Annotated in this window: 24 protein-coding genes; 9 read left to right on the top strand and 15 right to left on the bottom strand. The window is 70.5% G+C overall.

What is annotated here, in order from left to right; all coding sequences use genetic code 11:
- A partial coding sequence (locus ACZ4FH_RS30945; protein WP_467309087.1) for an adenosylhomocysteinase occupies positions 1 to 336 on the top strand: 336 nt, incomplete at its 5' end.
- On the opposite strand, the gene ACZ4FH_RS30940 is transcribed toward ACZ4FH_RS30945, so the two are convergent.
- The 3 genes from ACZ4FH_RS30940 to ACZ4FH_RS30930 are packed head-to-tail and all read right to left on the bottom strand — an operon-like array spanning position 330 to position 2,047.
- Entirely contained in the window at positions 330 to 1,121 is a 792-nt protein-coding gene (locus ACZ4FH_RS30940; protein WP_467309086.1) for a futalosine hydrolase, read from the bottom strand. The genes ACZ4FH_RS30945 and ACZ4FH_RS30940 overlap by 7 nt on opposite strands.
- Positions 1,122 to 1,132: 11 nt before the next feature.
- Complete coding sequence (locus ACZ4FH_RS30935) at positions 1,133 to 1,624, bottom strand: hypothetical protein (RefSeq protein WP_467309085.1); 492 nt, start codon at positions 1,622 to 1,624, stop codon at positions 1,133 to 1,135.
- A gap of 3 nt (positions 1,625 to 1,627) precedes the next feature.
- Positions 1,628 to 2,047 (bottom strand): DUF6069 family protein, encoded by a 420-nt coding sequence (locus ACZ4FH_RS30930; protein ID WP_467309084.1) that lies wholly within the window; start codon positions 2,045 to 2,047, stop codon positions 1,628 to 1,630.
- A 226-nt stretch (positions 2,048 to 2,273) separates the two neighbouring features.
- Here ACZ4FH_RS30930 and mqnE point away from each other — a divergent pair, with 226 nt between their 5' ends.
- The 5 genes from mqnE to rfbB are packed head-to-tail and all read left to right on the top strand — an operon-like array spanning position 2,274 to position 6,914.
- Complete coding sequence (gene mqnE / locus ACZ4FH_RS30925) at positions 2,274 to 3,440, top strand: aminofutalosine synthase MqnE (RefSeq protein WP_467309083.1); 1,167 nt, start codon at positions 2,274 to 2,276, stop codon at positions 3,438 to 3,440.
- Positions 3,441 to 3,481: 41 nt separating this feature from the next.
- Positions 3,482 to 3,790, top strand: a complete 309-nt coding sequence (locus ACZ4FH_RS30920) for a ferredoxin (RefSeq protein ID WP_467309082.1) — start codon at positions 3,482 to 3,484, stop codon at positions 3,788 to 3,790.
- A complete protein-coding gene (locus ACZ4FH_RS30915; protein WP_467309081.1) occupies positions 3,790 to 4,689 on the top strand; it encodes a menaquinone biosynthetic enzyme MqnA/MqnD family protein in 900 nt (299 codons plus the stop codon). Before ACZ4FH_RS30920 ends, ACZ4FH_RS30915 begins: the two co-directional genes overlap by 1 nt.
- A gap of 38 nt (positions 4,690 to 4,727) precedes the next feature.
- Positions 4,728 to 5,936 (top strand): cyclic dehypoxanthinyl futalosine synthase, encoded by a 1,209-nt coding sequence (gene mqnC / locus ACZ4FH_RS30910; protein WP_383641491.1) that lies wholly within the window; start codon positions 4,728 to 4,730, stop codon positions 5,934 to 5,936.
- 15 nt (positions 5,937 to 5,951) lie between these two features.
- The gene (rfbB, locus tag ACZ4FH_RS30905; protein ID WP_467309080.1) at positions 5,952 to 6,914 is read left to right on the top strand and encodes a dTDP-glucose 4,6-dehydratase; all 963 of its coding nucleotides are present in this window, start codon (positions 5,952 to 5,954) and stop codon (positions 6,912 to 6,914) included.
- A 100-nt stretch (positions 6,915 to 7,014) separates the two neighbouring features.
- Here rfbB and ACZ4FH_RS30900 read toward each other — a convergent pair whose 3' ends face one another.
- The 4 genes from ACZ4FH_RS30900 to ACZ4FH_RS30885 form a co-directional block, all read right to left on the bottom strand.
- Entirely contained in the window at positions 7,015 to 7,686 is a 672-nt protein-coding gene (locus ACZ4FH_RS30900; protein WP_467309079.1) for a class I SAM-dependent methyltransferase, read from the bottom strand.
- A 148-nt stretch (positions 7,687 to 7,834) separates the two neighbouring features.
- Complete coding sequence (locus ACZ4FH_RS30895; protein WP_467309078.1) at positions 7,835 to 8,296, bottom strand: glycine-rich domain-containing protein; 462 nt, start codon at positions 8,294 to 8,296, stop codon at positions 7,835 to 7,837.
- A gap of 146 nt (positions 8,297 to 8,442) precedes the next feature.
- Positions 8,443 to 8,997, bottom strand: a complete 555-nt coding sequence (locus tag ACZ4FH_RS30890; protein WP_467309077.1) for a recombinase family protein — start codon at positions 8,995 to 8,997, stop codon at positions 8,443 to 8,445.
- 39 nt (positions 8,998 to 9,036) lie between these two features.
- Positions 9,037 to 10,290 (bottom strand): helix-turn-helix domain-containing protein, encoded by a 1,254-nt coding sequence (locus ACZ4FH_RS30885; RefSeq protein WP_467309076.1) that lies wholly within the window; start codon positions 10,288 to 10,290, stop codon positions 9,037 to 9,039.
- Between the two features lie 578 nt (positions 10,291 to 10,868).
- Here ACZ4FH_RS30885 and ACZ4FH_RS30880 point away from each other — a divergent pair.
- Together ACZ4FH_RS30880 and ACZ4FH_RS30875 are read left to right on the top strand one after the other, a co-directional pair.
- Entirely contained in the window at positions 10,869 to 11,345 is a 477-nt protein-coding gene (locus ACZ4FH_RS30880; protein ID WP_467309075.1) for a MarR family transcriptional regulator, read from the top strand.
- Entirely contained in the window at positions 11,342 to 11,746 is a 405-nt protein-coding gene (locus tag ACZ4FH_RS30875; protein WP_467309074.1) for a MarR family transcriptional regulator, read from the top strand. The genes ACZ4FH_RS30880 and ACZ4FH_RS30875 overlap by 4 nt, the downstream gene beginning before the upstream one ends.
- A gap of 659 nt (positions 11,747 to 12,405) precedes the next feature.
- Here ACZ4FH_RS30875 and ACZ4FH_RS30870 read toward each other — a convergent pair.
- Positions 12,406 to 12,867, bottom strand: coding sequence for a DUF6221 family protein (locus tag ACZ4FH_RS30870; RefSeq protein ID WP_467309073.1), 462 nt, complete (start codon positions 12,865 to 12,867; stop codon positions 12,406 to 12,408).
- A 107-nt stretch (positions 12,868 to 12,974) separates the two neighbouring features.
- On the opposite strand from ACZ4FH_RS30870, the gene ACZ4FH_RS30865 reads away from it, so the two are divergent.
- Positions 12,975 to 13,517, top strand: coding sequence for a DUF6368 family protein (locus ACZ4FH_RS30865; RefSeq protein WP_467309072.1), 543 nt, complete (start codon positions 12,975 to 12,977; stop codon positions 13,515 to 13,517).
- Between the two features lie 84 nt (positions 13,518 to 13,601).
- On the opposite strand, the gene ACZ4FH_RS30860 is transcribed toward ACZ4FH_RS30865, so the two are convergent.
- From ACZ4FH_RS30860 to ACZ4FH_RS30830, 7 genes are all read right to left on the bottom strand, one after another.
- Positions 13,602 to 14,063: an NUDIX hydrolase gene (locus tag ACZ4FH_RS30860; RefSeq protein ID WP_467309071.1), complete on the bottom strand. Its 462-nt coding sequence runs from the start codon at positions 14,061 to 14,063 to the stop codon at positions 13,602 to 13,604.
- A 55-nt stretch (positions 14,064 to 14,118) separates the two neighbouring features.
- A complete protein-coding gene (locus ACZ4FH_RS30855; protein ID WP_467309070.1) occupies positions 14,119 to 14,667 on the bottom strand; it encodes a GNAT family N-acetyltransferase in 549 nt (182 codons plus the stop codon).
- 51 nt (positions 14,668 to 14,718) lie between these two features.
- Positions 14,719 to 15,930 carry a cytochrome P450 gene (locus tag ACZ4FH_RS30850; RefSeq protein WP_467309069.1) on the bottom strand — a complete coding sequence of 404 codons (1,212 nt, stop codon included), beginning with the start codon at positions 15,928 to 15,930 and terminating at the stop codon, positions 14,719 to 14,721.
- 148 nt (positions 15,931 to 16,078) lie between these two features.
- Complete coding sequence (locus tag ACZ4FH_RS30845; RefSeq protein ID WP_467309068.1) at positions 16,079 to 17,314, bottom strand: macrolide family glycosyltransferase; 1,236 nt, start codon at positions 17,312 to 17,314, stop codon at positions 16,079 to 16,081.
- On the bottom strand, positions 17,311 to 18,528 hold the full coding sequence (locus ACZ4FH_RS30840; protein WP_467309067.1) for a macrolide family glycosyltransferase: 1,218 nt from the start codon (positions 18,526 to 18,528) through the stop codon (positions 17,311 to 17,313). Before ACZ4FH_RS30840 ends, ACZ4FH_RS30845 begins: the two co-directional genes overlap by 4 nt.
- Positions 18,525 to 19,463: a glucose-1-phosphate thymidylyltransferase RfbA gene (gene rfbA / locus ACZ4FH_RS30835; protein WP_467309066.1), complete on the bottom strand. Its 939-nt coding sequence runs from the start codon at positions 19,461 to 19,463 to the stop codon at positions 18,525 to 18,527. The genes ACZ4FH_RS30840 and rfbA overlap by 4 nt, the downstream gene beginning before the upstream one ends.
- On the bottom strand, positions 19,460 to 20,773 hold the full coding sequence (locus ACZ4FH_RS30830; protein WP_467309065.1) for a macrolide family glycosyltransferase: 1,314 nt from the start codon (positions 20,771 to 20,773) through the stop codon (positions 19,460 to 19,462). Before ACZ4FH_RS30830 ends, rfbA begins: the two co-directional genes overlap by 4 nt.
- Between the last annotated feature and the right edge of the window lie 51 nt (positions 20,774 to 20,824).

Genomic DNA, 20,824 nt, shown 5'->3' with positions numbered 1-20,824 from the left:
AAGCCGCAGGTCCACACGTGGACGTTCCCGGACGGCAAGGTTCTGATCGTGCTGTCGGAGGGTCGTCTGCTGAATCTGGGCAACGCGACGGGGCATCCGTCGTTCGTGATGTCGAACTCGTTCGCGGACCAGACGCTGGCCCAGATCGAGCTGTTCACCAAGCCCGGTGACTACCCGACCGATGTGTATGTGCTGCCCAAGCACCTGGACGAGAAGGTCGCCCGGCTCCATCTGGCCTCGCTCGGTGTCCGGCTCACGACGCTCCGCCCGGAGCAGGCCGCCTACATCGGTGTCGAGGTCGACGGCCCGTACAAGCCCGACCACTACCGCTACTGAGCCACCGCTCCCGAGCGCGCACCGGCCGGCAGAGCCTCGAACACCGGGGCGAGCCGGCCGGTGGCGTCCGTCAGGGCCTTCAGCGCGTCGCCGATCCGCCACTGCTCCCGGTCGCGCGGACCGACCGCGTTGGACACGGCCCGCAGCTCCACCACCGGGCAGCCCACCGCCGCGGCGGCCTCGGCCACGCCGAAGCCCTCCATCGCCTCCGCCAGCGCGTCCGGATGACGGTCCCGCAGCGCGGTGGCGCGCGCGGCCGTACCGGTCACGGTGGACACGGTGAGGACCGCACCCGTCCGCGCCCCCGTCGCCTCGGCGACCCGGGCCACGAGCGCGGTGTCCGGCCGGTGCTCGACGGTGCCGAAGCCCAGCCCGGTCACCGGGACGAAGCCCTCGGCCGTCTCGGCGCCCAGGTCGGCCGCGACGATGCGGCTCGCCACGACGAGCGAGCACAGCGGCGCCCCGGGCTGGAAGCCCCCGCCGATCCCGGTGCTGACGACCAGTCCGTAACCGGCCCCCCGCTGCGCGGCGGCGGCCAGGACGGCCGCGGTGGTGGCCGCCGCGGCGGCGGGCCCCACACCGGCGGCCAGCACGTCCACACCGACGCCGCCCGCGGTCACCCGGTGCAGGGTGCGGGCGGCGGCCGGGGCGTGCGCGGGCGCGGCGGAGGTCTCGCGGAGGGCACCGGCCACCGCGTCCTGTTCCGCGGCGACCGCCGTGACGACGAGGACCCGCGCGGCGGCGCCCTCGTCGGGGCGGCCGGGCGGGTCCGGCAGGGAGGTCATCGCGTCACCGTTCAGTGGGTGTGCTGGCCGCCGCTGATGACGGCGACGAAGGCCATCTTCAGGTACGTGTCGCCGCGACGGCGTGACAGCAGCGCGAACGAGCCGGCCAGCGCGAGCAGTTCGAGGTCGTCCCAGGTCCCGGTGACGTCGATCCGTACGGACTTGCCGTCGGACTTCGCCAGCGAGAAGTCGATCGTGTCGGGACCCCGGACGAGCGTCGCCCGGTAGTGGCCCTTGCCCGGCGGGGACATCCGCCACTCGACCGGTGCGCCGCCCCCGGGCACGAAGGCGCCCCCGCCGTCCAGGCACAGGATCGCGGGGTCGGCGGCCGTGACCCGGGTCCGCCGGCGTCCGGTGGCCGCGATCGGCAGAGCACGGCCACCGACGGTGACCGTGCCCGTGCGCATCCCGCGGTCGAACTTCAGCGTTCCCGTGGGCTTGCCGAGGCCGTCGACGACGAACGCGCCGCCCTTCTTGCGCAGGCGCAGTTCCGTCTTCGCCATGCCTCAGTCCTTTCGCGCGGTCCGGGCGAACCCGGGGATGAGCACGAGGGCGACGACCACGTGCATGGCCAGCAGCGTGATCTTGGAGCCGCCGCCCTCGCCGCTGCCGGCCGGGCCGAGCAGCGAGAGCACGAAGATGACCGACGAGATGATCGTCCAGCGGCTGCGGGCGGACGCCGGCTTGCGGTCGAGGAGCGCGGCCACGCCCCAGGCGGCGAAGCCCACGACGAGCGTCACGATGATGACCATGGGCAGGCCGATCTCCTGGACGTCACCGCCCGAGGCCTTCGCCCTGATGCCGTTGTCGAGGGCGGCGTGCCCGATGAGCCAGACGATGACGGTCGCCACGGTCGCGGCCAGGGGATAGAGGAGTCGTCCCCGGGCCAGCTGCCGGGTGGGGGAGGCGGTCGCTGTGTTCGACATGCGTCTTCATCCTTACGCCGATGCGCGTGTCCCGGTCCGAGGGCGGACCTTTGCGAAAGTTCACGGTACGGGCAAGCGGGGACCCCGGTGCAGGCGCTGGATCGTATCTGTAGGGATTCTCTTAGCGGTCGTTCCACCAGCATGGAGCTGCGCTGCCCGGGGCTGTTGTGTTCGCGGGGCCAGCAGACCGTATCCATGCCGGACTCGACGCTGAGGAGACGCACGGGTGGACGCAGGATTCAAACGCGAGATCGAACAGAAGGTCGCCGCCGGCGAGCGCCTCAGCCGGGAGGACGGCATCGCACTGTACGCGTGCGACGACCTGGCCTGGCTCGGAGGACTCGCCCACCAGGTACGGACGCGGAAGAACGGCAACGTCGTCCACTTCAACATCAACCGCCACCTCAACATGACCAACGTGTGCACGGCCTCGTGCGCGTACTGCTCGTTCCAGCGCAAGCCGGGCGAGATGGACGCGTACACCATGCGCATCGAGGAGGCCGTCAAGCTGGCCAAGGCGATGGAGTCGGAGCAGCTCACCGAGCTGCACCTGGTCAACGGCCTCCACCCGACGCTGCCCTGGCGCTACTACCCGCGCTCCATCCGGGCCCTGAAGGAGGCGCTGCCGTCGAACGTGGCGATCAAGTCCTTCACCGCCACCGAGATCCACCACTTCGAGACCATCTCCGGCCTCCCCGCAAGCGAGATCCTCGACGAGCTGATCGACGCGGGCATGGAGTCCCTGACCGGCGGCGGCGCGGAGATCTTCGACTGGGAGATCCGGCAGCACATCGTCGACCACAAGACCCACTGGGAGGACTGGTCGCGCATCCACCGCCTCGCCCACGAGAAGGGCGTCAAGACGCCCTGCACCATGCTCTACGGGCACATCGAGGAGCCCCGCCACCGCGTCGACCACGTGCTGCGGCTGCGCGAGCTCCAGGACGAGACCGGCGGCTTCCAGGTCTTCATCCCGCTGCGCTACCAGCACGACTTCCATGACTCCATGGACGGCAAGGAGCGCAACCGGCTGATGGCCAGGACCAAGATGGCCACCCCCGCGGAGTCCCTGAAGACCTTCGCCGTCTCCCGGCTGCTCTTCGACAACGTGCCGCACGTCAAGGTCTTCTGGGTCATGCACGGCCTCCAGACCGCGCAGCTCGCCCTCAACCACGGCGCCGACGACATCGACGGCTCCGTCGTCGAGTACAAGATCACCCACGACGCGGACAACTACGGCACCCCGGACAAGATGTCCCGCGAGAGCCTGCTGGACCTGATCCGCGACGCCGGGTTCCAGCCCGTGGAGCGCAACACCCTCTACCAGATCGTCCGCGAGTACGAGGGCCCGGATCCGGAGATCCGCGAGACCCCCCAGCCCATGCGGGTCTGACCCATGACCACCATCACGACAAGTATCGGCAGGTGTGCGCGATGACCGTACGGGACGAGGACCTCACGGGTGATGCCCTGGAGGTCTGGATCGACCAGGACCTCTGCACGGGCGACGGGATCTGCTGCCAGTACGCGCCCGACGTCTTCGAGCTCGACATCGACGGGCTCGCCTATGTCAGGAACGCCGAGGGAGACCTCCAGCAGGACGCCGGTGCCACGGTCATCGTGCCCACCATCGCCCTGCGCGACGTCACCGACTCGGTGAAGGAGTGCCCGGGGGAGTGCATCCACGTGCGCCGGGTCAGCGACGGCGTCGAGGTCCTCGGACCGGACTCGGCGGACGCCTGATGACGACCGTCGCCGGCCCGGCCCGGCCCGCCTCCCCGGCCGGCCTCGGCCGGCCGCGCGTCGGCCACATCGACTTCCTCAACTGCCTGCCCCTGTTCTGGGGACTGGCCCGTACGGGAAGCCTGCTCGACCTCGATCTGCACCGCGACTCGCCGGAGCGGCTGAGCGACGCCCTGGTCGCCGGTGAGCTGGACATCAGCCCCATCAGCGTCATGGAGTACCTGCGCCACGCCGACGACCTGGTCGTCCTGCCCGATATCGCGGTCGGCGCGGACGGGCCGGTGATGTCCTGTCTGCTGCTGAGCAAGGTGCCGCTGGAGGAGCTGGACGGCGTCCCGCTCGCCTGCACCACGGCCAGCCGCACCACCGTCCGCCTGGCGGAACTGCTGCTCACCGAGTCGGTCGGCGTCCGCCCCGCCTACTTCGACTGCCCGCCGGACCTGCCCACCATGATGGCCGGGGCCCCGGCCGCCGTGATCATCGGCGACGCCGCGCTGCGCGCCTCCCTCCTCCAGGCCGACACCTTCGGCTTCCAGGTCCACGACCTGGCCGAGATGTGGCGCGAGTGGACCGGGCTGCCGTTCGTCTTCGCGGTCTTCGCCGCCCGGCGCGCCTTCGTGGAGGAGCACCCCGAACTGGTCCGCGAGGTGCACTCCGGATTCCTGCGCTCGCGCGAACTCTTCCTCGACGAGATCGAGGCGGTCTGCCACAAGGCGGCCCGCTGGGCGGAGTTCGACTTCGAGACCCTCAAGCGCTACTACCTGTCCGCGCTCGACTTCGACCTGGGGGAGCGGCAGCTCGCCGGACTCCGCGAGTTCGCCCGCCGGGTCGGCGGAGCCGAGGCCGGCTTCGCGCCCGATCTGAGCATCCGTCTGCTGGAGACCGGGCGCACCCGATAACGCGCTCGCCGACCCATCCGAAACAGAAAGGTGGCCCGATGGCCATCCCGACCAGTCATCTCACCGCTGCTCTGGACCGCGCCGCCACCGGAGGCCGCCTCACGCCCGACGAGGCACTGGAGCTCTACCGCCACGCCCCGCTCCACCTGCTCGGCCAGGCCGCCGACGCGGCGCGCCGCCGCCGCTACGCGGGCCGCGAGAACCTGGCGACGTACATCATCGAGCGGAACATCAACTACACCAACGTCTGTGTGACCGCGTGCAAGTTCTGCGCGTTCTACGCGGCGCCCAAGGACACCGACAAGGGCTGGTCCCGGGACCTGGACGACATCCTGCGCCGCTGCGCGGAGACCGTCGAGCTGGGCGGCACCCAGATCATGTTCCAGGGCGGGCACCACCCGGACTACGGCGTCGAGTACTACGAGACCATGTTCTCCGCCATCAAGGAGCGCTTCCCCGAGCTGGTGATCCACTCGCTGGGCGCCTCCGAGGTGGCCCACATGGCGAAGGTCTCCGGAGTCCCGGTCGAGGAGGCCATCGTCCGCATCCGCGACGCCGGCCTCGACTCCTTCGCGGGCGCCGGCGCGGAACTGCTGCCGGCCCGGCCGCGTACCGCCATCGCCCCGCTCAAGGAGTCCGGCGAGCGCTGGCTGGAGATCATGGAGACCGCGCACGGCCTCGGCCTGGAATCCACCACCACCATGCTCATGGGCACCGGCGAGACCAACGCCGAGCGCATCGAGCACCTGCGGATGATCCGCGACGTCCAGGACCGCACCGGCGGCTTCCGCGCCTTCATCCCGTACACCTACCAGCCCGAGAACAACAAGCTGCGCGGCCGCACCCAGGCGACCTCGCTGGAGTACCTGCGCGTCATCGCCGTCGCCCGCCTCTTCCTCGACAACGTCGCCCACATCCAGGGCTCCTGGCTCACCACGGGCAAGGAGATGGGCCAGATGACCCTGCACTACGGCGCCGACGACCTCGGCTCCGTGATGCTGGAGGAGAACGTCGTCTCCTCCGCCGGGGCCAAGCACCGCTCCAACCTCCCCGAGCTGCTCCAGCTGATCCGCGGCGCCGACCGCGTGCCGGCGCAGCGCGCCACCACGTACGAGATCCTCCGGGTGCACGACGACCCGTCGGCCGATCCGTCGGCCGACGAGCGCGTCGTCTCCCACATCTCCTCGATCGTGGATTCCGGCGACGGCGTCCGCCGCCGCTCACTGAAGGTCCTGCCGGTCAGCTGAGGGAGACGGATCGACGTGAAGGTATTTGTCACAGGCGGAGCCGGATTCATCGGCTCGCAGTACGTGCGGGCCATGCTCGCCGGTGAGTACGCCGGATACGAGGACGCCGAAGTCACCGTGTTCGACCTGCTCACCTACGCCGGCAACACCGCCAACCTGCCCATCGGCCACGAACGGCTGACGTTCGTCCAGGGCGACATCCGCGACGCGGCCGCCCTGGACGCGGTCCTGCCCGGCCACGACGTGGTCGTCCACTTCGCCGCAGAGTCCCATGTGGACCGCTCGGTCGCCGGCGCCGTCCCGTTCGCCTCCACGAACGTGGTCGGCACCCAGCAGATCCTGGACAGCTGCGCCCGCCACGACGTGGCGACCGTCCTCTGCGTCTCCACCGACGAGGTGTACGGCTCCATCGAGCTCGGCTCCTGGGACGAGCGGGAACCGCTCCAGCCCAACTCGCCCTACGCCGCCTCCAAGGCCGGCAGCGACCTGGCCGCCCTCGCCTACCGGCGCACCCACGGCCTCGACATCCGGCTCACCCGCTGCTCGAACAACTACGGCCCCTACCAGAACGCCGAAAAGCTCATCCCCCTCTTCATCACCCGCCTCCTGCGCGGCAAGCCCGTCCCCCTCTACGGCGACGGACGCAACGTACGCGAATGGCTCCACGTCGCCGACCACTGCACCGCCATCCAGCTGGTCCTCACCGACGGGGCGCCCGGCGAGGTCTACAACATCGGCAGCGGCGTCGAGGTCACCAACATCTCCATCGCCCGCCGCCTCGTCGAACTCTGCGGCGCCGACCCCTCCATGATCCAGCAGGTCGCCGACCGCAAGGGCCACGACCTGCGCTACTCCCTCGACTTCAGCAAGATCACGAAGCTCGGGTTCACCCCGTCCATCGAATTCACCACCGGTCTGGAAAGCACGGTCCGCTGGTACCAGGACCACCCGGAGTGGTGGCCCGCCGAGACCGCCTGACGGAGTCTCGGACAGGGGCGCGACAGCCGCCGGACCGAAGGGGTCCGGCGGCTGTGGCGTGTGCGGGGGCGGGTCGGCTCGGGCCGCTCGGGGGTGCTTGCTAGATCGCGGCGGTCACCAGGAGCGTGCCGAGCGCGGCCGGGTCCGGGTTCGTCAGCACCTCGGCCCGTACGGACGAGAAGCCGTGCCGCTTGAGGGTGTCAGCCCACTGCTCCGCTGTGTACTGCCAGCGCCAGACCGTCAGCTCGGCCTCGCGGCCCTCCAGCCACTTTCCGCCCATCTCCTGGGCCCCGTACTGCCCGACGACCGGTTCGCGGTGGGAGAAGCCGAACACCCCGCCCGGCGTGAGGCGGGACGCCACCCGGGGGAACAGCTCCTCGGGGTCGGTGAACCAGACGGCTCCCCACGTCGAGTAGATCGTGTCGAACCGCGGACCGTCTGCGTCGAGGAAGGCGCACGCCTCGGCGTGCACGAACGTGAGCCGCCTCTCGCCTTTCCAGAAGCGGCGCGCCCGCTCGACCTGGACGGCGGAGAAGTCGACGGCGGTCACCTCGACCCCGGTGCGGGCGAGGAAGGCGGCGTTCTCGCCCTCCGCAGGCCCCAGATCCAGGGCGGTGGCCGGGTCGCCGAGGAGTTCGGCCCCGGGTCCGCCCTCGGCGAGGCCGGTCCAGTCGAAAGCCCCGGCCGCAGGCTGGGGCTGGTCGCCCTCCCCCCGGTAGGGCTTGTACTTGTCCCAGTACTCGGCCGGGGTGGTCGGGGCGGCGCTGAGCATCAAGAAGTCCTCCGGGAGACGTGCCGGGCGATGGAGCCCGCCAAGTTACTCGTGTCTTCGCGCGTGTCGTGGGCGAGTCTGAGTGTGCCGCCCGAACGGGGAGCCCGGGGGCGCCGCAGCGCCCCCGGGCCCGGTGCCGGCTTACCGGCTAATGGCAGTTGGAGCCCGGGGAGCACGGACCACACTTGGAGTAGTCCGCCTCCCACAGCTTCCAGTCCACCTCGAAGCCGTTGTCGGCGATGATCTGCGCGGTCCGTTCGACCGAGCCGTCGTACTTGAACGCGATCTCCGGGATGTGCTCCAGGAACTTTCCGTCGAAGTGCTCGTGGCTGAAGTCCCGGTAGTTGCGGGTGTCGAGGATGAAGACGTGGACGGCGATGTCGACGATCCGGCCACAGCACATCTCCAGGCCCTCGCCCCACCTCTCCATCGCGGTGATCAGGTACGAAACCGCCGCGTGGAACAGGCGGGTCGCCGTCACCTCGTCGAAGGGGTAGTCCCGCATGAGCAGAGCGATCTCGCGGTCCCATATCTCCGGCTTGACGTAGGCGCGGGGGTCTCGGAACTCGGGGGCCTCGGCGGCCTCCGGTTCGATAGCCAGCAGGGTCATGTCGTGCTCCTCTCGATTGACGTTTCGAGTGGTGCAGTGCGGGGTGGGCCCGGATAGTGCGGAGAACGGGGGATCCCCTCCGGGCCCGCCCCTGATCGCCGGTCACCTGTCCTTGTGGCGGACCGGCGAACTCATGGGGGCGGGTGTCAGCCCATGCCCGGCTCGCCGAGTGGCGGCCACGAGTAGCGGACGGCCGTGCCGTGGTCCTGGAGCCACTTGATCTCGTGGGCCCGCAGCTCGTGCGTCTGGTCGGTGGAGATCACGGCCGGCCACCGGACGATGACGGTGGCAACCTGGCCGGTCTCGGCGAGTTCACGGACGCGCTGCCAGCCGTCGCGCTGCTGCGGGTCCGGCTCGCCGAACGGGTCGGTGACGGTCTCGACGAGTGTCAGGCCGTGGCGGTCGGCGAACAGGGTGCCTTCGCTCTCGGCACGCTCGGTGGCGAGGTTCGGCTGCAGCCGTCCGTCTCGCTCTACGCACATGTACAGCACCGCGGCCTCGACGGCGTCGGGCGGCCGAAGCCGCCTCTGTGGTGCGGTCCAGCCGTCGCCCCCGCCCTCGGGGGTCAGTTGGAAGGCGGCGGTGTCGGTGTCCTCGGGTAACGCGGTGACTACGCCGACCCGGCCGAAGCCGGTGTCGTGCACGAGGTCGCCGCGCTGTGGCCGCCAGGTCGTCACGGTGTTGTGGTCAGTCCCGTCCATGCCTCAGAAGCTAGGGCCATGGCGCAGGACGGATATGAATCAGGAGAATAGGTCGTGGTCATCAAGGTGGAATCGGCTCGACATCCCTCGCAACTGCTGCCGGGTGGCAGCTCGTTCGGCATACACGATCCGTCGCAGGGTGGCCCGCGCTATCGGGTGGTTGCGCACGAGTTGCGGCGCCAGGGACTCGGCGGTGCGCAGTTCGTCCAGGGCGCGGTGCCGGTCGCCGTCCCACAGGTATGCGCGTGCGAGGTCCATGCGGTGGTGGCCCTGGCGGGAGCTGGGCAGGTTCTCGATCTGCCCGGGGTCGGCCTGGTGGTTCAGGGCCAGGGCGCGGCGTTGGTCGCTCATCTCCAGGGCGACGTTGATGCCGTGGATGGTGACGTTGCCGGAGGAGAAGGTGAGGGAGTGCCGGTCGTCGAACGGCCGTCCTCCGGCCTGGTCGGCGCGGTCGGCGGCCTGGCGGGCCAGGCCGATGCGGTGCTCGGTCTCGGCCCGGTTCCCCGCCCGTGCGGCGGACACGGCGGCCCGCAGCTGGATCGAGCCCCAGGCCCGCAGTGCGCGAGGTTCACCGCGTTCGTACTCGGCCTCGATCCCGGCCAGGGCCTTGTCGGCAAGGGCGAGGGCGTCGGCCCAGTCGGCGGTGGCCCACATGTCCCAGACGCGCATCCAGTCGGCGACGGCCGGGAGGACGGGGTCGCCGGAGAGGCGGGAGGCCCAGGCAGCTCGCTCGCACGCGGTGGCGACCAGCTCGGGGTGGCCGAGGGCGTGAGCGGAGGTGTGGGCGAATTTGCAGCACACGGCGTAGATGCCGAACGCTTCTTCCTGCTCGTGCCCGCGTGACCGGTCAGCCAGGGCGTGAGCCTCGCGCAGAAGGTCCGGCAGGGAGCGGAGTACGGCGACGTTCGCGGCGGTGTCCCGCAGCCGGTGCAGACGCCTCATGTCCGCCCACAGGGCGGCGGAGGCGCGCGGGGTGCCGTCGAACACAGGGGTGAGGTCGTAGCGGCGGAGTTCGCGCAGGATCGATGCGGCTGCGGGCTGCCACTGTTCGCCGGCCGAACTGACCACGTAGGGGCGGGAGATCAGGTCGTTGGGGTGGCAGTGCAGTGCGGCCGCGATCTGGTTGATCAGCCCGGCCCGGTCCAGTTCGATCCGGCCCCGCTCGACCTTCGACACCCAGCCCTGCGATTTTTTTACGGCCTGGCCGAGGTCGGCCTGTGCCATCCCGAGAGCCAGTCGACGCCGTTTGATCCGGCGGCCGATGACCTCCTGCTCCTCCAACTCGTACGCCATACGAGGAACGGTACCGGCGGCCGGACATGCACGTGAGTCCCTTTCCGCTGCTGCCGGCTCCTTCGAACCCCGGACCGGACCTGGTAGACGACCTGAAGCCGCCTTGGAACCCGTCGTGGGCCTCAGCCCACGAAAGGCAACCACGGCGGCGGGAGAGCCGGGCGGTCGTCCGCCACGTGTGCCTCCATCAGCCACCCACCGGCCCCGGCCACGCCTTCCTGTTGTTGCTCACGCTCCCGAGCCGACGGCGGCGGGCACCAGGTCGTGACGAGGGTGGGGCACCCCCGAGGAACGGAGCATCGCGAGTACCGCAGGGGCTCCCGTACGGCGATGCACCTGCCCAGCGTGTGAGTGCGGCTTTCCCTAAGAAGGGGGCAGTGCCCCTGACCTGTGGAAACGCGCGAGTAAGGGTCAGTTTTCTGACCCGTATGGGTCAGAAAACTGACCCTTAGCTTTGGGTGACATGTCGATGTAAGTCATTAAGGTGTACTAAATCAGGTATTGTCATGTGGTGATGACGGGATAGCGGTCATTGTTCTGGAGTTAAGGGTCAGGAATCTGTGCCTAGGGGGAGCGGTATGGCAGCCCCACGCCGGGCTAGGCTCGTCGTCGTCAACACGGAGACCGGGGAGGTCGAGAAGGCCAAGCCCCAGGTGCCGCACCGCTTCGACGGCCGGGGGTTCACGATGCAGTCGCGCGGCCAGGAGATGCCGCTGTACAAGCTGCGACTGACGGCCACCGAGTGGTCCGTGATCGAGTGGCTGCGGGAGAACGGGGCCGCAGCGGGAGCGATCAAGGCAGAGGTTCCGGTCGTCGCCGAGGACATCGACGCGAGCGAGCAGGCTGTGAAGAACGCCTTCGGCCGCCTCGTCCGCATGAACATCGCGCTCCGGACCGCGCCCCGCTCTTCGACCTACCAGCTCAACCCGCGCCGGTACTGGGAAGGCTCGGGAGCCTCTCAGAACGTGTCCGCCGCCCGCCTCGATCCGCCCGCGATCACCCTCGACCCCAAGGGGAAGACCCGCACCTCGCGTTCCGAAGGAGACGCTCAATGAGCCTGAACCCAGGAGACCTGCGAACCCCGCCCCTCTACACGCTCAAGCTCAGCGGCGCGCAGCGCTCCCTCCTCGACTGGCTCGAAGCGCACGGGGCTCTGTTCGCCCCCCTGCACCTGGATGTCGAAGAGGTCGCCCGGGACTGCGAGATCAGCCCAGCCACGGTGTACGAGGCGATCGACCGCCTTGAAAGACTGCGCCTCATTGCCGAGGGCGGTGGCCAGCACAAGCTGAACCCGCGGTTCTTCTTCGCCGCGCACCCGGAGATCGCTCAGCTCGCTGCCGAGGCGTTCGACGCCCCGCAGGTCACCCCGGACGCCCGCGCCTCGAAGCCCCGCCGGATGTCCTCGGACGAAGCCCGGCGTCGCCGGACGATCCGGCCGATCGAAGAGGCGGGATGACCCCGCCTCCCCGTCTCCACCAGCAGTTCGTGCACTTCGTGCCGAACCGTTGCCTCGGTGACCGGACGGACTCCGTGTTCTTTCTACAACGCCGTCATCAAGCCGAGCGGACGGGCGTGAGCCTCGGCGACGAGGGGTTCTCGTCGCCGACGATTCGAGCAGTCGGATCATGGGGTACCCGCGGTCCTGTCGGCCCCGATCCTGCCTTTGCCCTGACCGGGCGCGTCGCCCGCCCGTCACGTGGCCTCCAGCGGTGTGACTAATGTGTCGCGCGACAGGCATGTGTGGCCCGCCGTGGGGGACCTGCCCTACCTGACCGACAGGGCGGCTTTCGTCCCGGCAGAGCACGCGTTTCGGGCGAGTAGATGTGGCGAGCTATCTGTTGATGCGCGACCTGGACGAGACGACCGCCGGCTGCCCGATGGGGGTCCGCCTGGCCGCCTGGCGCCGACGCCGGGACTGACCTGGGATGACCTTGCCGCCCATACCGATCTGGCACCTGATTACCCCTGCGGGCTGGAGACGGGCAGGGAGTGGATGGACCGCCGCTGCCGACTGGCAGCGCTGGCCACCGTCTTGCGGTTGGATGTCGCCGACCTGACCGGTCAGCCCTACCCGCCGTGCGGGGAGGAGCACGCGGCGGTGCGGGCAGTCGCCTTTCACCTGCGGCGCCGCCTGGTCCGCCGACCAGCTGACACAGCTCCCCGCGCGCCGCTGGAAGGACTGGCGGAACGGACCCGGGCTGCAGCACAGGCTGATGCCGCGGGCGATGAGCACCGTCTGGCGCTCGCGCTACCGGAGTTGATCGAGGCGGCCGACCGCTCGATGGCGGCCACTGCGGGGTATCCCGGGCGATCGGCGTACGCGGTGGCCGCGAGGACCCGCAGCGACCAGTCGACGCTGTGGCTGTCGTGGTCCTCGGAATCGGCGTGTTCCGGGTCGTGCCAGGCGGCGAGCAGGTCGCGGCGCATGGCGATGGTGCGGGCGGGTGAGTAGAGCGCGGCGAGCGGGTCGTCCGGGGTCAGTCCTTCGGGAAGCCATGATTCGGGTGGCCGGTTCGCGGCTGCCACTTCGTCGGCGTCGATCTGCTCGTGCAGCCAGATGATCAGCTCGGTAGTCATGCCCGGCATGATCTCCCGTACAGGATCGAATCAGCCACGGATTCCGTGACGTAGCCACGCTGAGTAATCGGTTGGGGGTGACAGCCCGGCCGGTTAGGCTCCGGGCCATGAGCGGACCGGTGTTGGTGGTCGAGTTGGCGGAGGCCGTCCCCCGCGTGGCGATCCAGCGGCTCCGCGCGTTCCTGGTGGGCGTCTCGGCGCGGTTCGAGGAGAAACGGGTCGGCGAGTACGACCTGAACGTCAACGCGGAGAGCCTGGGGATCACGGATGCCGGGGACGTGGACGGAGGCCGGCCCGTGCTGGTTTCTCTCATGGGGCCTGGGATCGGCGACGAGGGCATTTTCGAGGCCGAGCACGCCGACGAAGTCGACCAGGAACCTCTCATCGGCTTCACCCCCACCCACGCGGTCGACGTCATCGCGTTCTGCAACAGCCCTGTCGACCACCTCGTGACGGCCCTGCTGACCGCCGCCGTCATGGATGTCATCGGCGGTATCGCCAATGTCGAACTGCGAGAGGACCAGGTTTCGATCGTGACCGGCCTGCCCGGCATCGTCGCGACGATGACCGATCCGTGGCCCGCGGCGTACGGCTCGGCGGAATTCCTCCGAGCATGGGTCCAGCAGCCCGGATTCCGGCTGCTGAAGTAGCCGGAATTCAGCCGGCGGGATCACGCGGGGCTGAACCGCTCGCGTAGCGGCGTGAAGGCGGCTCGGCCGAAGATCTGGCGCTTGTCAGCGGGCGAGGAGACCGGCCAGAGGTGTCCGGATGTCTGAAGGATGAAGGTTGAGGGGGTCGAATTCCTCAGCGGTCGCCCATCTGAGCTCGAAGCTGTTGCTCGGGCCGTGTGCCTGCGCCTCGTCGCCGGACAGGGTCGGGGTGCCGCTGACGTCCGTCATGAGGAAGTACGAGGCCGGCCGGCCGTTGTGCCGGCCCGTCCAGGCCAGCCGGTCGATCCGCGCGCTGAGTGTGGTCTCCTCGGTCAGCTCGCGCAGAGCGGCCTCCTCGGCGGTTTCTCCGCTTTCGACGCCGCCGCCGGGGAGGACCGCGTAGTGATGGCCGGGGCACGCTGGTCCGGTCCGTCCGCTGTCGCCGCACATGACGCAGACGGCTGCGGATTCGTGCTTGAGGAAGCGCTTGATGACCAGCACGCGGGGTCCGTCGACGACGAGGGCGACGGCTCGGGGAATCAGCACGTTCCTGATCCTCGCAATCACCGCGCCCGGACACCGCGCGTTCGGCTCAAGGGAGTCAGAAGAGGTAGCCGAGAAGGTCGACGACTCCTTCGCCCCAGGGCTCGTCCGACAGCATTTTCACCATCATCTCGCTGACGGGCTTCTCCGCTGTGCCGAACGTTTCGTGTTCATGGAGCATCAGCCATTTCGCATGGTTCGATACCTGGCGGTAACCGTTGGCGAGGTAGAGGCGCGGGTCGTCCGCGAAGAGGAGCAGCGCGTCGGCGCCGGAAGAGCGGGCCGTGGTTTCGATGTCGTTCAGAAGACTGCCGGCTATTCCCCTCGACCGTGCTGGTGCGGCGACGCAGACATCCACGATTCCGAATATCCGCAACGGCGTATCACCGTTCCTGATCATCCGGTGGTCGATGCCCGCGTGCGCGACGAGGGTGTCGTCCTCCCACGCCAGGTACCTGAGATGGGGGAGCTGCTTGAAGTAGGAGCGGGAGGGGTAGCCGGGGAAGGCCTCCGTCAGCAGCTCGTGAATCTTTCGGTGAGTGCGCGCATCGATGGCGTGCTCGATTCTCGATTCGGCTCTCACCGCTGAATTGTTGGTCAGGTCCATGATCATGACGGTAGCAGCGGGCGGCGAGCGGCCGTTTGTGGGCCGGGCCCCTCAGCCCCCCGTCTCCACCAGCAGTTCGTGCACTCCGTAATGGAGCATGTCCGAGCGCAGCGGTACGTCCTCCGCCGGGGCCGCGAGGCGCAGGCCGGGGAAGCGGGCGAAGAGCATCGGGAGGGCGATGCGGAGGGTGGCGCGGGCCAGGTTCTGGCCGATGCACTGGTGCTCGCCGTGGCCGAAGGCGACGTGGCCCTGCGCGGGGGCGGTGATGTCGAGCCGGTCGGGGTCGTCGAAGTGGGCCGGGTCGCGGTTGGCGGCCGGGAGGGCGAGGACGACGGTGTCCCCGGCCTTGATCGGCACGCCGTTCAGGTCGACGTCCTCCAGGGCGGCGCGGCTGGCCCCGAGGTGGGAGATGGTGAGGTAGCGGAGCAGTTGCTCCACGGCGTTGTCCGCCAGGTCGGGGCGGGTGCGCAGGAGGGCCAGTTGGTCGGGGTGGGCCAGCAGGGCGAAGGTGCCGAGGGCCAGCATGTTGGCCGTCGTGTCGAAACCGCCGCCGAGCAGGGCCCAGGCGAGGTTGACGACCTCCTCGTCGGTGAGGCCTTCGTCGGTGGCGAGTTCGCCGAGCAGGTCCGTGCCCGGGTCGGTGCGCTTGGCGGCGACGAGGTCCTGGAGCGCCTCGGCGATCGCCGTGCACGCGGTGATCAGTTCCTCGACCGTGTAGTGCATCCGGGACAGGACGGCCAGATGCCGCGAGAGCGGTTCGCGCAGCGCCTCGGGCACGCCGAGCATCTCGCACATCACCCGGACCGTGAACGGCTCAGCGAACGCGGACACCAGGTCCACGGGCCGGTCGGACCCGGCCAGCCCGTCCAGGTACTCCTCCGTCAGCCGCGTGATCATCGGGGTCAGCGCCGCCACCGACCGCATCGTGAACCGCCGGGCCAGCAGCCGCCGGTAGCGGGAGTGGTCCGGCTGGTCCATCTTGATGAACGCGCCGGGGGCCGCGGGCGGCGGGGCGTACGTGTCCATGGGGAAGGGCGGCGGGATCGGCAGACCGATCAGCTCGTTGCGGTGGCTGAACCGCCGGTCGCTCAGCACGGCCCGTACGTCCGCGAGCCGCGTCACCAGCCAGCCGGAGCCCTGCCCCGGCCCCACGGTCAGGGCGAGCGGGGCGACCGGACACGTCTCGCGCAGCTTGGCGTACTCCGGCGGCGGGTCGAAGGGGCAGGTCCGCGTCTGGGGCAGCGCGACCGGCGGGTCCGGCACCGGCCCGGGGCCTGCCTCCCGTACAGGCCCCGGGACGGGCGGGTCCGGAACCGGTGCGGGGCCTGCCTCCCGTACAGGTCCCGTACCGGCCTCCGCCACCCGCCCCGTCCCGTCGGCGGTCTCCGGCGTCATCGCGTCGCCTCCAGGCTCATCGGGTTCTCTCCGGCGTCAGTGCCCGCAACCGCTGCTCGATCGCGTCGGCCGCCCGTGCCGCGCCGCCGGCCGAGCGGACGTGGTGGCTCATGTCCCGGACGCGTTCGCGCAGCGGTGTGTCGGCGGCCACGTCGAGCACGGCGTCGCGCAGGGCGGTCACGGTCGCGTCCTCGCGCCGCACGGTCCGGGCGAGGCCGAGGTCGGTCAGGCGCCGGGCGTTGACGTGCTGTTCGGGGTGGTGGGGGACGACGACCATGGGGACACCGGCCCGCAGGCCCTCCTGGACGCTGCCCATGCCGGCCTGGCAGAGGAGGACCGAGGTGTGCGGCAGGACCTCGGCCAGGGGCACCCAGGGATGCGCCTCGACATGGGGCGGCAGGGGGCCCAGCTCTTCGGGAGCGACCCGCTTGCCGAGGGCGAGGACCAGGTGCCAGGGGAGATCGGCGAAGGCCTTCACGCAGTCGCGGAAGAAGTCGGGGTGGTTGTTGACGGTGGTGCCGAGGGAGACGAGGAGCACCGGGCGGCCGTCCTCCGGCGGCTGCCAGGCCGTGCCGTCGGCCGCCGGGGCCGGTGGCCGGGTCGTCGGTCCGACGAAGACGTGGTGGTCGTCGAAGGTGTCGCCCCGGAACTGGAACTCCTTGGGCACGAACGCGACGGTGAACTCCTCGTGCCCGTTGAACAGTTCGGCCTGCTGCTCCTCGCGCAGACCGCTGCCGGTCACGAGGGACCGCAGCCGCTCCGCGAACGCGATGATCGCGGGGTGCGCCGGATCGATCTGCCCGGCGAACTCCTGGTGCTGCTCGGAGAGGTTGAAGTGCTCGTTCGAGATGAACGTCGGGGACAGCTGCACACTGGGCCGCCCCCAGCGGGCCGCCAGCAGCCGCCCGGTCAGCCACAGCGTGGTGTCGTACGCGACGACGTCCGGCGGCCCGTCAGCGAAACGGGCCTCGATCGCCGGGAGGACCGCCGTGCTGGCCTCCAGCAGCTTCAGCGGCGCCCGCGCGCACTCGTCGGCGTCGATGACGTCCGGCGGCGGGTCGGAGGAGAGCGGCGGATCGTAGAGGCACGCCTCCGCGCCCGTGGCCCGGACCCGGTCCAGGAACTCCTCGGTGGTGAAGCAGGTGACCCGGTGGCCGCGCTCCACGAGCTCGGCGACCACCGGGAGCGCCGGCACCATGTGCCCGTACGCCGGATAGGGGAGGAAGGCGAAGTGCCGGGGGGACTCGGTCATGACGCGGCCGCCCTGGCCTCGATCGTGTCGGCGGCGAGCGACGGGCCGCGCCGGGCGGCGATGTTCGCGGACAGCTCCCGCACCCGCCGCCGGGTCTCCCGGTCCTCGGCGAGGTCCAGGACCGCGGCGCGCAGCCCCGGCGCGTCGAGGTCGGCCGGGGCGATGGAGCGGCCCAGGCCCAGTTCGGCGACGCGCGCGGCCACCAGGTCCTGCTCGCCCGTACGGGGCACCACGACCGGCGGCACGCCGAACGACAGCGCCTCCATCGTGCTGCCCATCCCGGCGTGCGAGACGAAGGCCGAGGCGTGTGCCAGCACCGACAGCTGCGGCACCCAGGGCGCCGCCTCCACGTTCGGCGGGAGCGGACCCAGATCGTCCGCGGTGACCAGGCCACCCAGCGACATGACGACGTGCCAGGGCAGATCGGCGAGCGCGGCGAGCGCGTCCCGGTAGAACGCCGCCTGGTTCTCGTAACCGAAGCTGCCCAGGGCGACGAGCACCACCGGCCGCCCGTCGTCCGGCCGCTGCCAACCGCCCTGGTGGGCGCGGTCCCCGATGCACGGTCCGACGAACACGTGCCGTTCGTCGAACGTCTCGGTGCCCGGCTGGAACTCGGGCGCGACGAAGACGACGGTCCGCTCCTCGGGGGCGCCGGTGAACTCCTCGTTCGACATGTCGCCCAGGCCGTGCGCGTCCAGCGTGCCGCGCAGCAGCTGCCGGTGACGGGCCAGCGCCGGATGGTCCGGATCGGGCGCGGACATGGTCGCGGCGAGTTCGGCGTACGGATTGCAGGTCTCGCTGACCACGAACGTCGTCGCCGTCAGCACCGACGGCAGCTGCCACTTGCGGGCCAGCAGCCGGCCGGTCGCGAAGCCGAACGCGTCGTAGACCATGACGTCCGGCCGGTCGTCGCCGAGCCGCTTCTCCGCCTCGTCGAGCGGCGCGAACGCCTCGGTCAGATGGCCGACCGCGGCCTCGGCCATGTCGTCGCCGGTGATCTTCGCCGGGATGGCGACCGTGTTCCAGGACTTCGGCACGACCGACTCGTACGGGATCACGTCGGCGCCGGTGGCCGCGACCACGTCCGCGAACTGGTCCGCGACCACGTACGTCACCCGGTTTCCGCGCCGCACCAGCTCGGCGACGACGGGCAGGGTCGGGTTCACATGGCCGTGCGCGGCGTAGTTGAAGAAGGCGATGTGACGGCCGCTCATCGCAGGCCCGCCATCTCCCGGGGCTGCGCCGCGACGGTGGGCAGCGGCTCGGAGGCCGGGGCCTCCAGGCTCCGGCGGGCGAGGTTGATGACGTACTCGCCGTAACCGGACTTGGTCAGCCGCGCACCGCGCCGCAGGCAGGCCTCGGCGTCGATGAAGCCGCGCCGCAGGGCGATCTCCTCGATACAGGCGATGCGCACCCCCTGGCGCCGCTCCAGCACCTGGACGTACTGGCCGGCGTCCATCAGCGAGTCGTGGGTCCCGGTGTCCAGCCAGGCGAAGCCCTGGCCCAGGTCGACGACGTGCGCCTTGCCGTCGCGCTGGTAGTGCCGGATGACGTCGGTGATCTCCAGCTCGCCGCGCGCCGACGGCGTCAGGTTCTTGGCGATGTCCACGACGTGGTTGTCGAAGAAGTACAGCCCCGTGATGGCGCGGTTGGTGCGCGGCCGGACCGGCTTCTCCTCGATGCCGATCAGCCGGCCCCGCTCGTCGACCTCGCCCACGCCGTAGCGCTCGGGGTCGGAGACGTGGTAGCCGAACAGCACGCAGCCGTCCAGGTCGCGGCGGCTCTCGTGCAGCCGGTCGGACATGCCGGGGCCGTAGAAGATGTTGTCGCCGAGGATCAGCGCGACCGAGTCGTCACCGATGAAGTCCGCGCCGATGACGAACGCCTCGGGCAGCCCGTTGGGGTCCTGCTGGACCGCGTAGCTCAGCCGCAGGCCCAGCTCGGAACCGTCACCGAGGAGCCGCTGGAACAGCGGCTGGTCCTCGGCCGTCGAGATGATCAGGATGTCCCGGACGTCCGCGAGCATGAGCACGGAGAGCGGGTAGTAGATCATGGGCTTGTCGTAGACGGGGAGCAGTTGCTTGGAGACGGCGAGGGTGACGGGGTGCAGGCGCGTTCCGGCGCCCCCGGCGAGGATGATGCCCTTCATGGGTGAGTCACTTCCGTAGGTGGCGCGGGATGGGTGCGTGGACGGCCGGGCCGGCGCATCAGGCGCTCGACGGCGTCGGCACCGCGCGCGGCGCCTCCCGCCTCGCGCACATGGCGGCGCATCGCGGCCACGGCGGCCGCGATGTCCGGGCCGGAGACGACCTCGTCGACCGCCGCACGCAGCGCGGCCGCATCGGCCGACTCCCGCATGAGGACGCGTCCCAGATCGAGGCCGGCGGCCTGCTGGGCGATGACCCGCTGGTCGATGTGGTACGGCACGAACACCATCGGCACGCCGTGGACCAGCGACTCCATGACGCTGCCCATCCCGGCGTGGGTGATGAACGCGGAGGCGTGCCGCAGGACTTCGGGGTGCCGGAGCCACTGGTGGGTCTCCACGTGGTCCGGCAGCGGACCCAGCTCCTCCGCGGTGACGCGGTGGCCGAGGGTCACCACCAGGTGCCACGGCGACCCGGCCAGCGCCTCGACGCAGAACCGCAGGAAGGCGGCCTGGTCGGGGGTGTACGAGCTGCCGAGTGAGAGCAGCACGACCTTGCGGCCGTCCGGCGGCTGCCAGCCGCCGGGCTCCGTTCCGCCGTCCTCGGAGCCGTCGGTGAGGCAGGGCCCGATGAACGAGAACCGGTCGTCGAAGGTCTCCGCGGCCGGCTGGAACTCCTTCGGCAGGAAGACGATGTTGTCGCCGTCGTCGCCGCCGAAACCGTCCAGCGGCGAATCGTCCAGACCGAGCCTGCCGAGCAGCCGCTTGCGGCGGTCCACGAACGCGGCGATGGCCGGGTCGTGCGGGTCGACCGGTTCCGGCGGCGGGCCGGTCACCTCCCGGCTCTGCCGCTCGGACATCGAGAAGCCGGGTCCGGAGGCGATGGTCGGGCACAGCTGCACCACCGGCACGTCCCAGGCGCGGGCCAGCAGCCGGGCGCCCTCGGAGGCCGCGAGGTCATGGGCGAGGAGATCGGGCCGGTCGCCGTCGAACCGGGCGGCCACCGTCTCCAGCGGGGCCAGCGCCTCCTCGAAGAAGGCGAGGATGTTCTCCACCGGGGTTCCGGTCGGCCCGTCGGCCCATGGGAAGCGCGACGGATAGACGACGGCCTCGGCGCCGCTGCTCCGCACCAGATCGGTGAAGCGTTCGGTGACGAAGCAGGTGACCCGGTGTCCGCGCCGCACCAGTTCGGTCATCAGCGGAACGGCCGGTGCGATGTGCGCGTACGCGGGGAAGGTGCAGACGCCGATGTGGCCGCTTCGGCCGGCTGTCCGCGGGGGCGTGGGTCGGTCCTGGGCCGGTTGTCCGTTCACGGCGTGAGTATGTACACGCCCGGGGGCCGCCTTCGAGCGAGCGGAACGAAG

The sequence above is a fragment of the Streptomyces sp. NPDC024555 genome (assembly GCF_055559335.1).
The sequence above is the reverse complement of the archived record's forward strand: the minus strand, read 5'-3'. Positions and strand labels throughout refer to the sequence as shown.

Coding starts and splice junctions, on each gene's coding strand:
- ACZ4FH_RS30900 (WP_467309079.1), bottom strand. CDS start 7,686: ATGCTCAGCGCCGCCCCGACCACCCCGGCCGAGTACTGGGACAAGTAC.
- ACZ4FH_RS30870 (WP_467309073.1), bottom strand. CDS start 12,867: ATGACTACCGAGCTGATCATCTGGCTGCACGAGCAGATCGACGCCGAC.
- rfbA (WP_467309066.1), bottom strand. CDS start 19,463: ATGAAGGGCATCATCCTCGCCGGGGGCGCCGGAACGCGCCTGCACCCC.
- ACZ4FH_RS30865 (WP_467309072.1), top strand. CDS start 12,975: ATGAGCGGACCGGTGTTGGTGGTCGAGTTGGCGGAGGCCGTCCCCCGC.
- ACZ4FH_RS30915 (WP_467309081.1), top strand. CDS start 3,790: ATGACGACCGTCGCCGGCCCGGCCCGGCCCGCCTCCCCGGCCGGCCTC.
- ACZ4FH_RS30890 (WP_467309077.1), bottom strand. CDS start 8,997: ATGGACGGGACTGACCACAACACCGTGACGACCTGGCGGCCACAGCGC.
- ACZ4FH_RS30935 (WP_467309085.1), bottom strand. CDS start 1,624: ATGGCGAAGACGGAACTGCGCCTGCGCAAGAAGGGCGGCGCGTTCGTC.
- mqnC (WP_383641491.1), top strand. CDS start 4,728: ATGGCCATCCCGACCAGTCATCTCACCGCTGCTCTGGACCGCGCCGCC.
- ACZ4FH_RS30920 (WP_467309082.1), top strand. CDS start 3,482: ATGACCGTACGGGACGAGGACCTCACGGGTGATGCCCTGGAGGTCTGG.
- ACZ4FH_RS30845 (WP_467309068.1), bottom strand. CDS start 17,314: ATGACCGAGTCCCCCCGGCACTTCGCCTTCCTCCCCTATCCGGCGTAC.
- ACZ4FH_RS30855 (WP_467309070.1), bottom strand. CDS start 14,667: ATGGACCTGACCAACAATTCAGCGGTGAGAGCCGAATCGAGAATCGAG.
- ACZ4FH_RS30940 (WP_467309086.1), bottom strand. CDS start 1,121: ATGACCTCCCTGCCGGACCCGCCCGGCCGCCCCGACGAGGGCGCCGCC.
- ACZ4FH_RS30840 (WP_467309067.1), bottom strand. CDS start 18,528: ATGAGCGGCCGTCACATCGCCTTCTTCAACTACGCCGCGCACGGCCAT.
- ACZ4FH_RS30875 (WP_467309074.1), top strand. CDS start 11,342: ATGAGCCTGAACCCAGGAGACCTGCGAACCCCGCCCCTCTACACGCTC.
- ACZ4FH_RS30930 (WP_467309084.1), bottom strand. CDS start 2,047: ATGTCGAACACAGCGACCGCCTCCCCCACCCGGCAGCTGGCCCGGGGA.
- ACZ4FH_RS30880 (WP_467309075.1), top strand. CDS start 10,869: ATGGCAGCCCCACGCCGGGCTAGGCTCGTCGTCGTCAACACGGAGACC.
- ACZ4FH_RS30895 (WP_467309078.1), bottom strand. CDS start 8,296: ATGACCCTGCTGGCTATCGAACCGGAGGCCGCCGAGGCCCCCGAGTTC.
- ACZ4FH_RS30885 (WP_467309076.1), bottom strand. CDS start 10,290: ATGGCGTACGAGTTGGAGGAGCAGGAGGTCATCGGCCGCCGGATCAAA.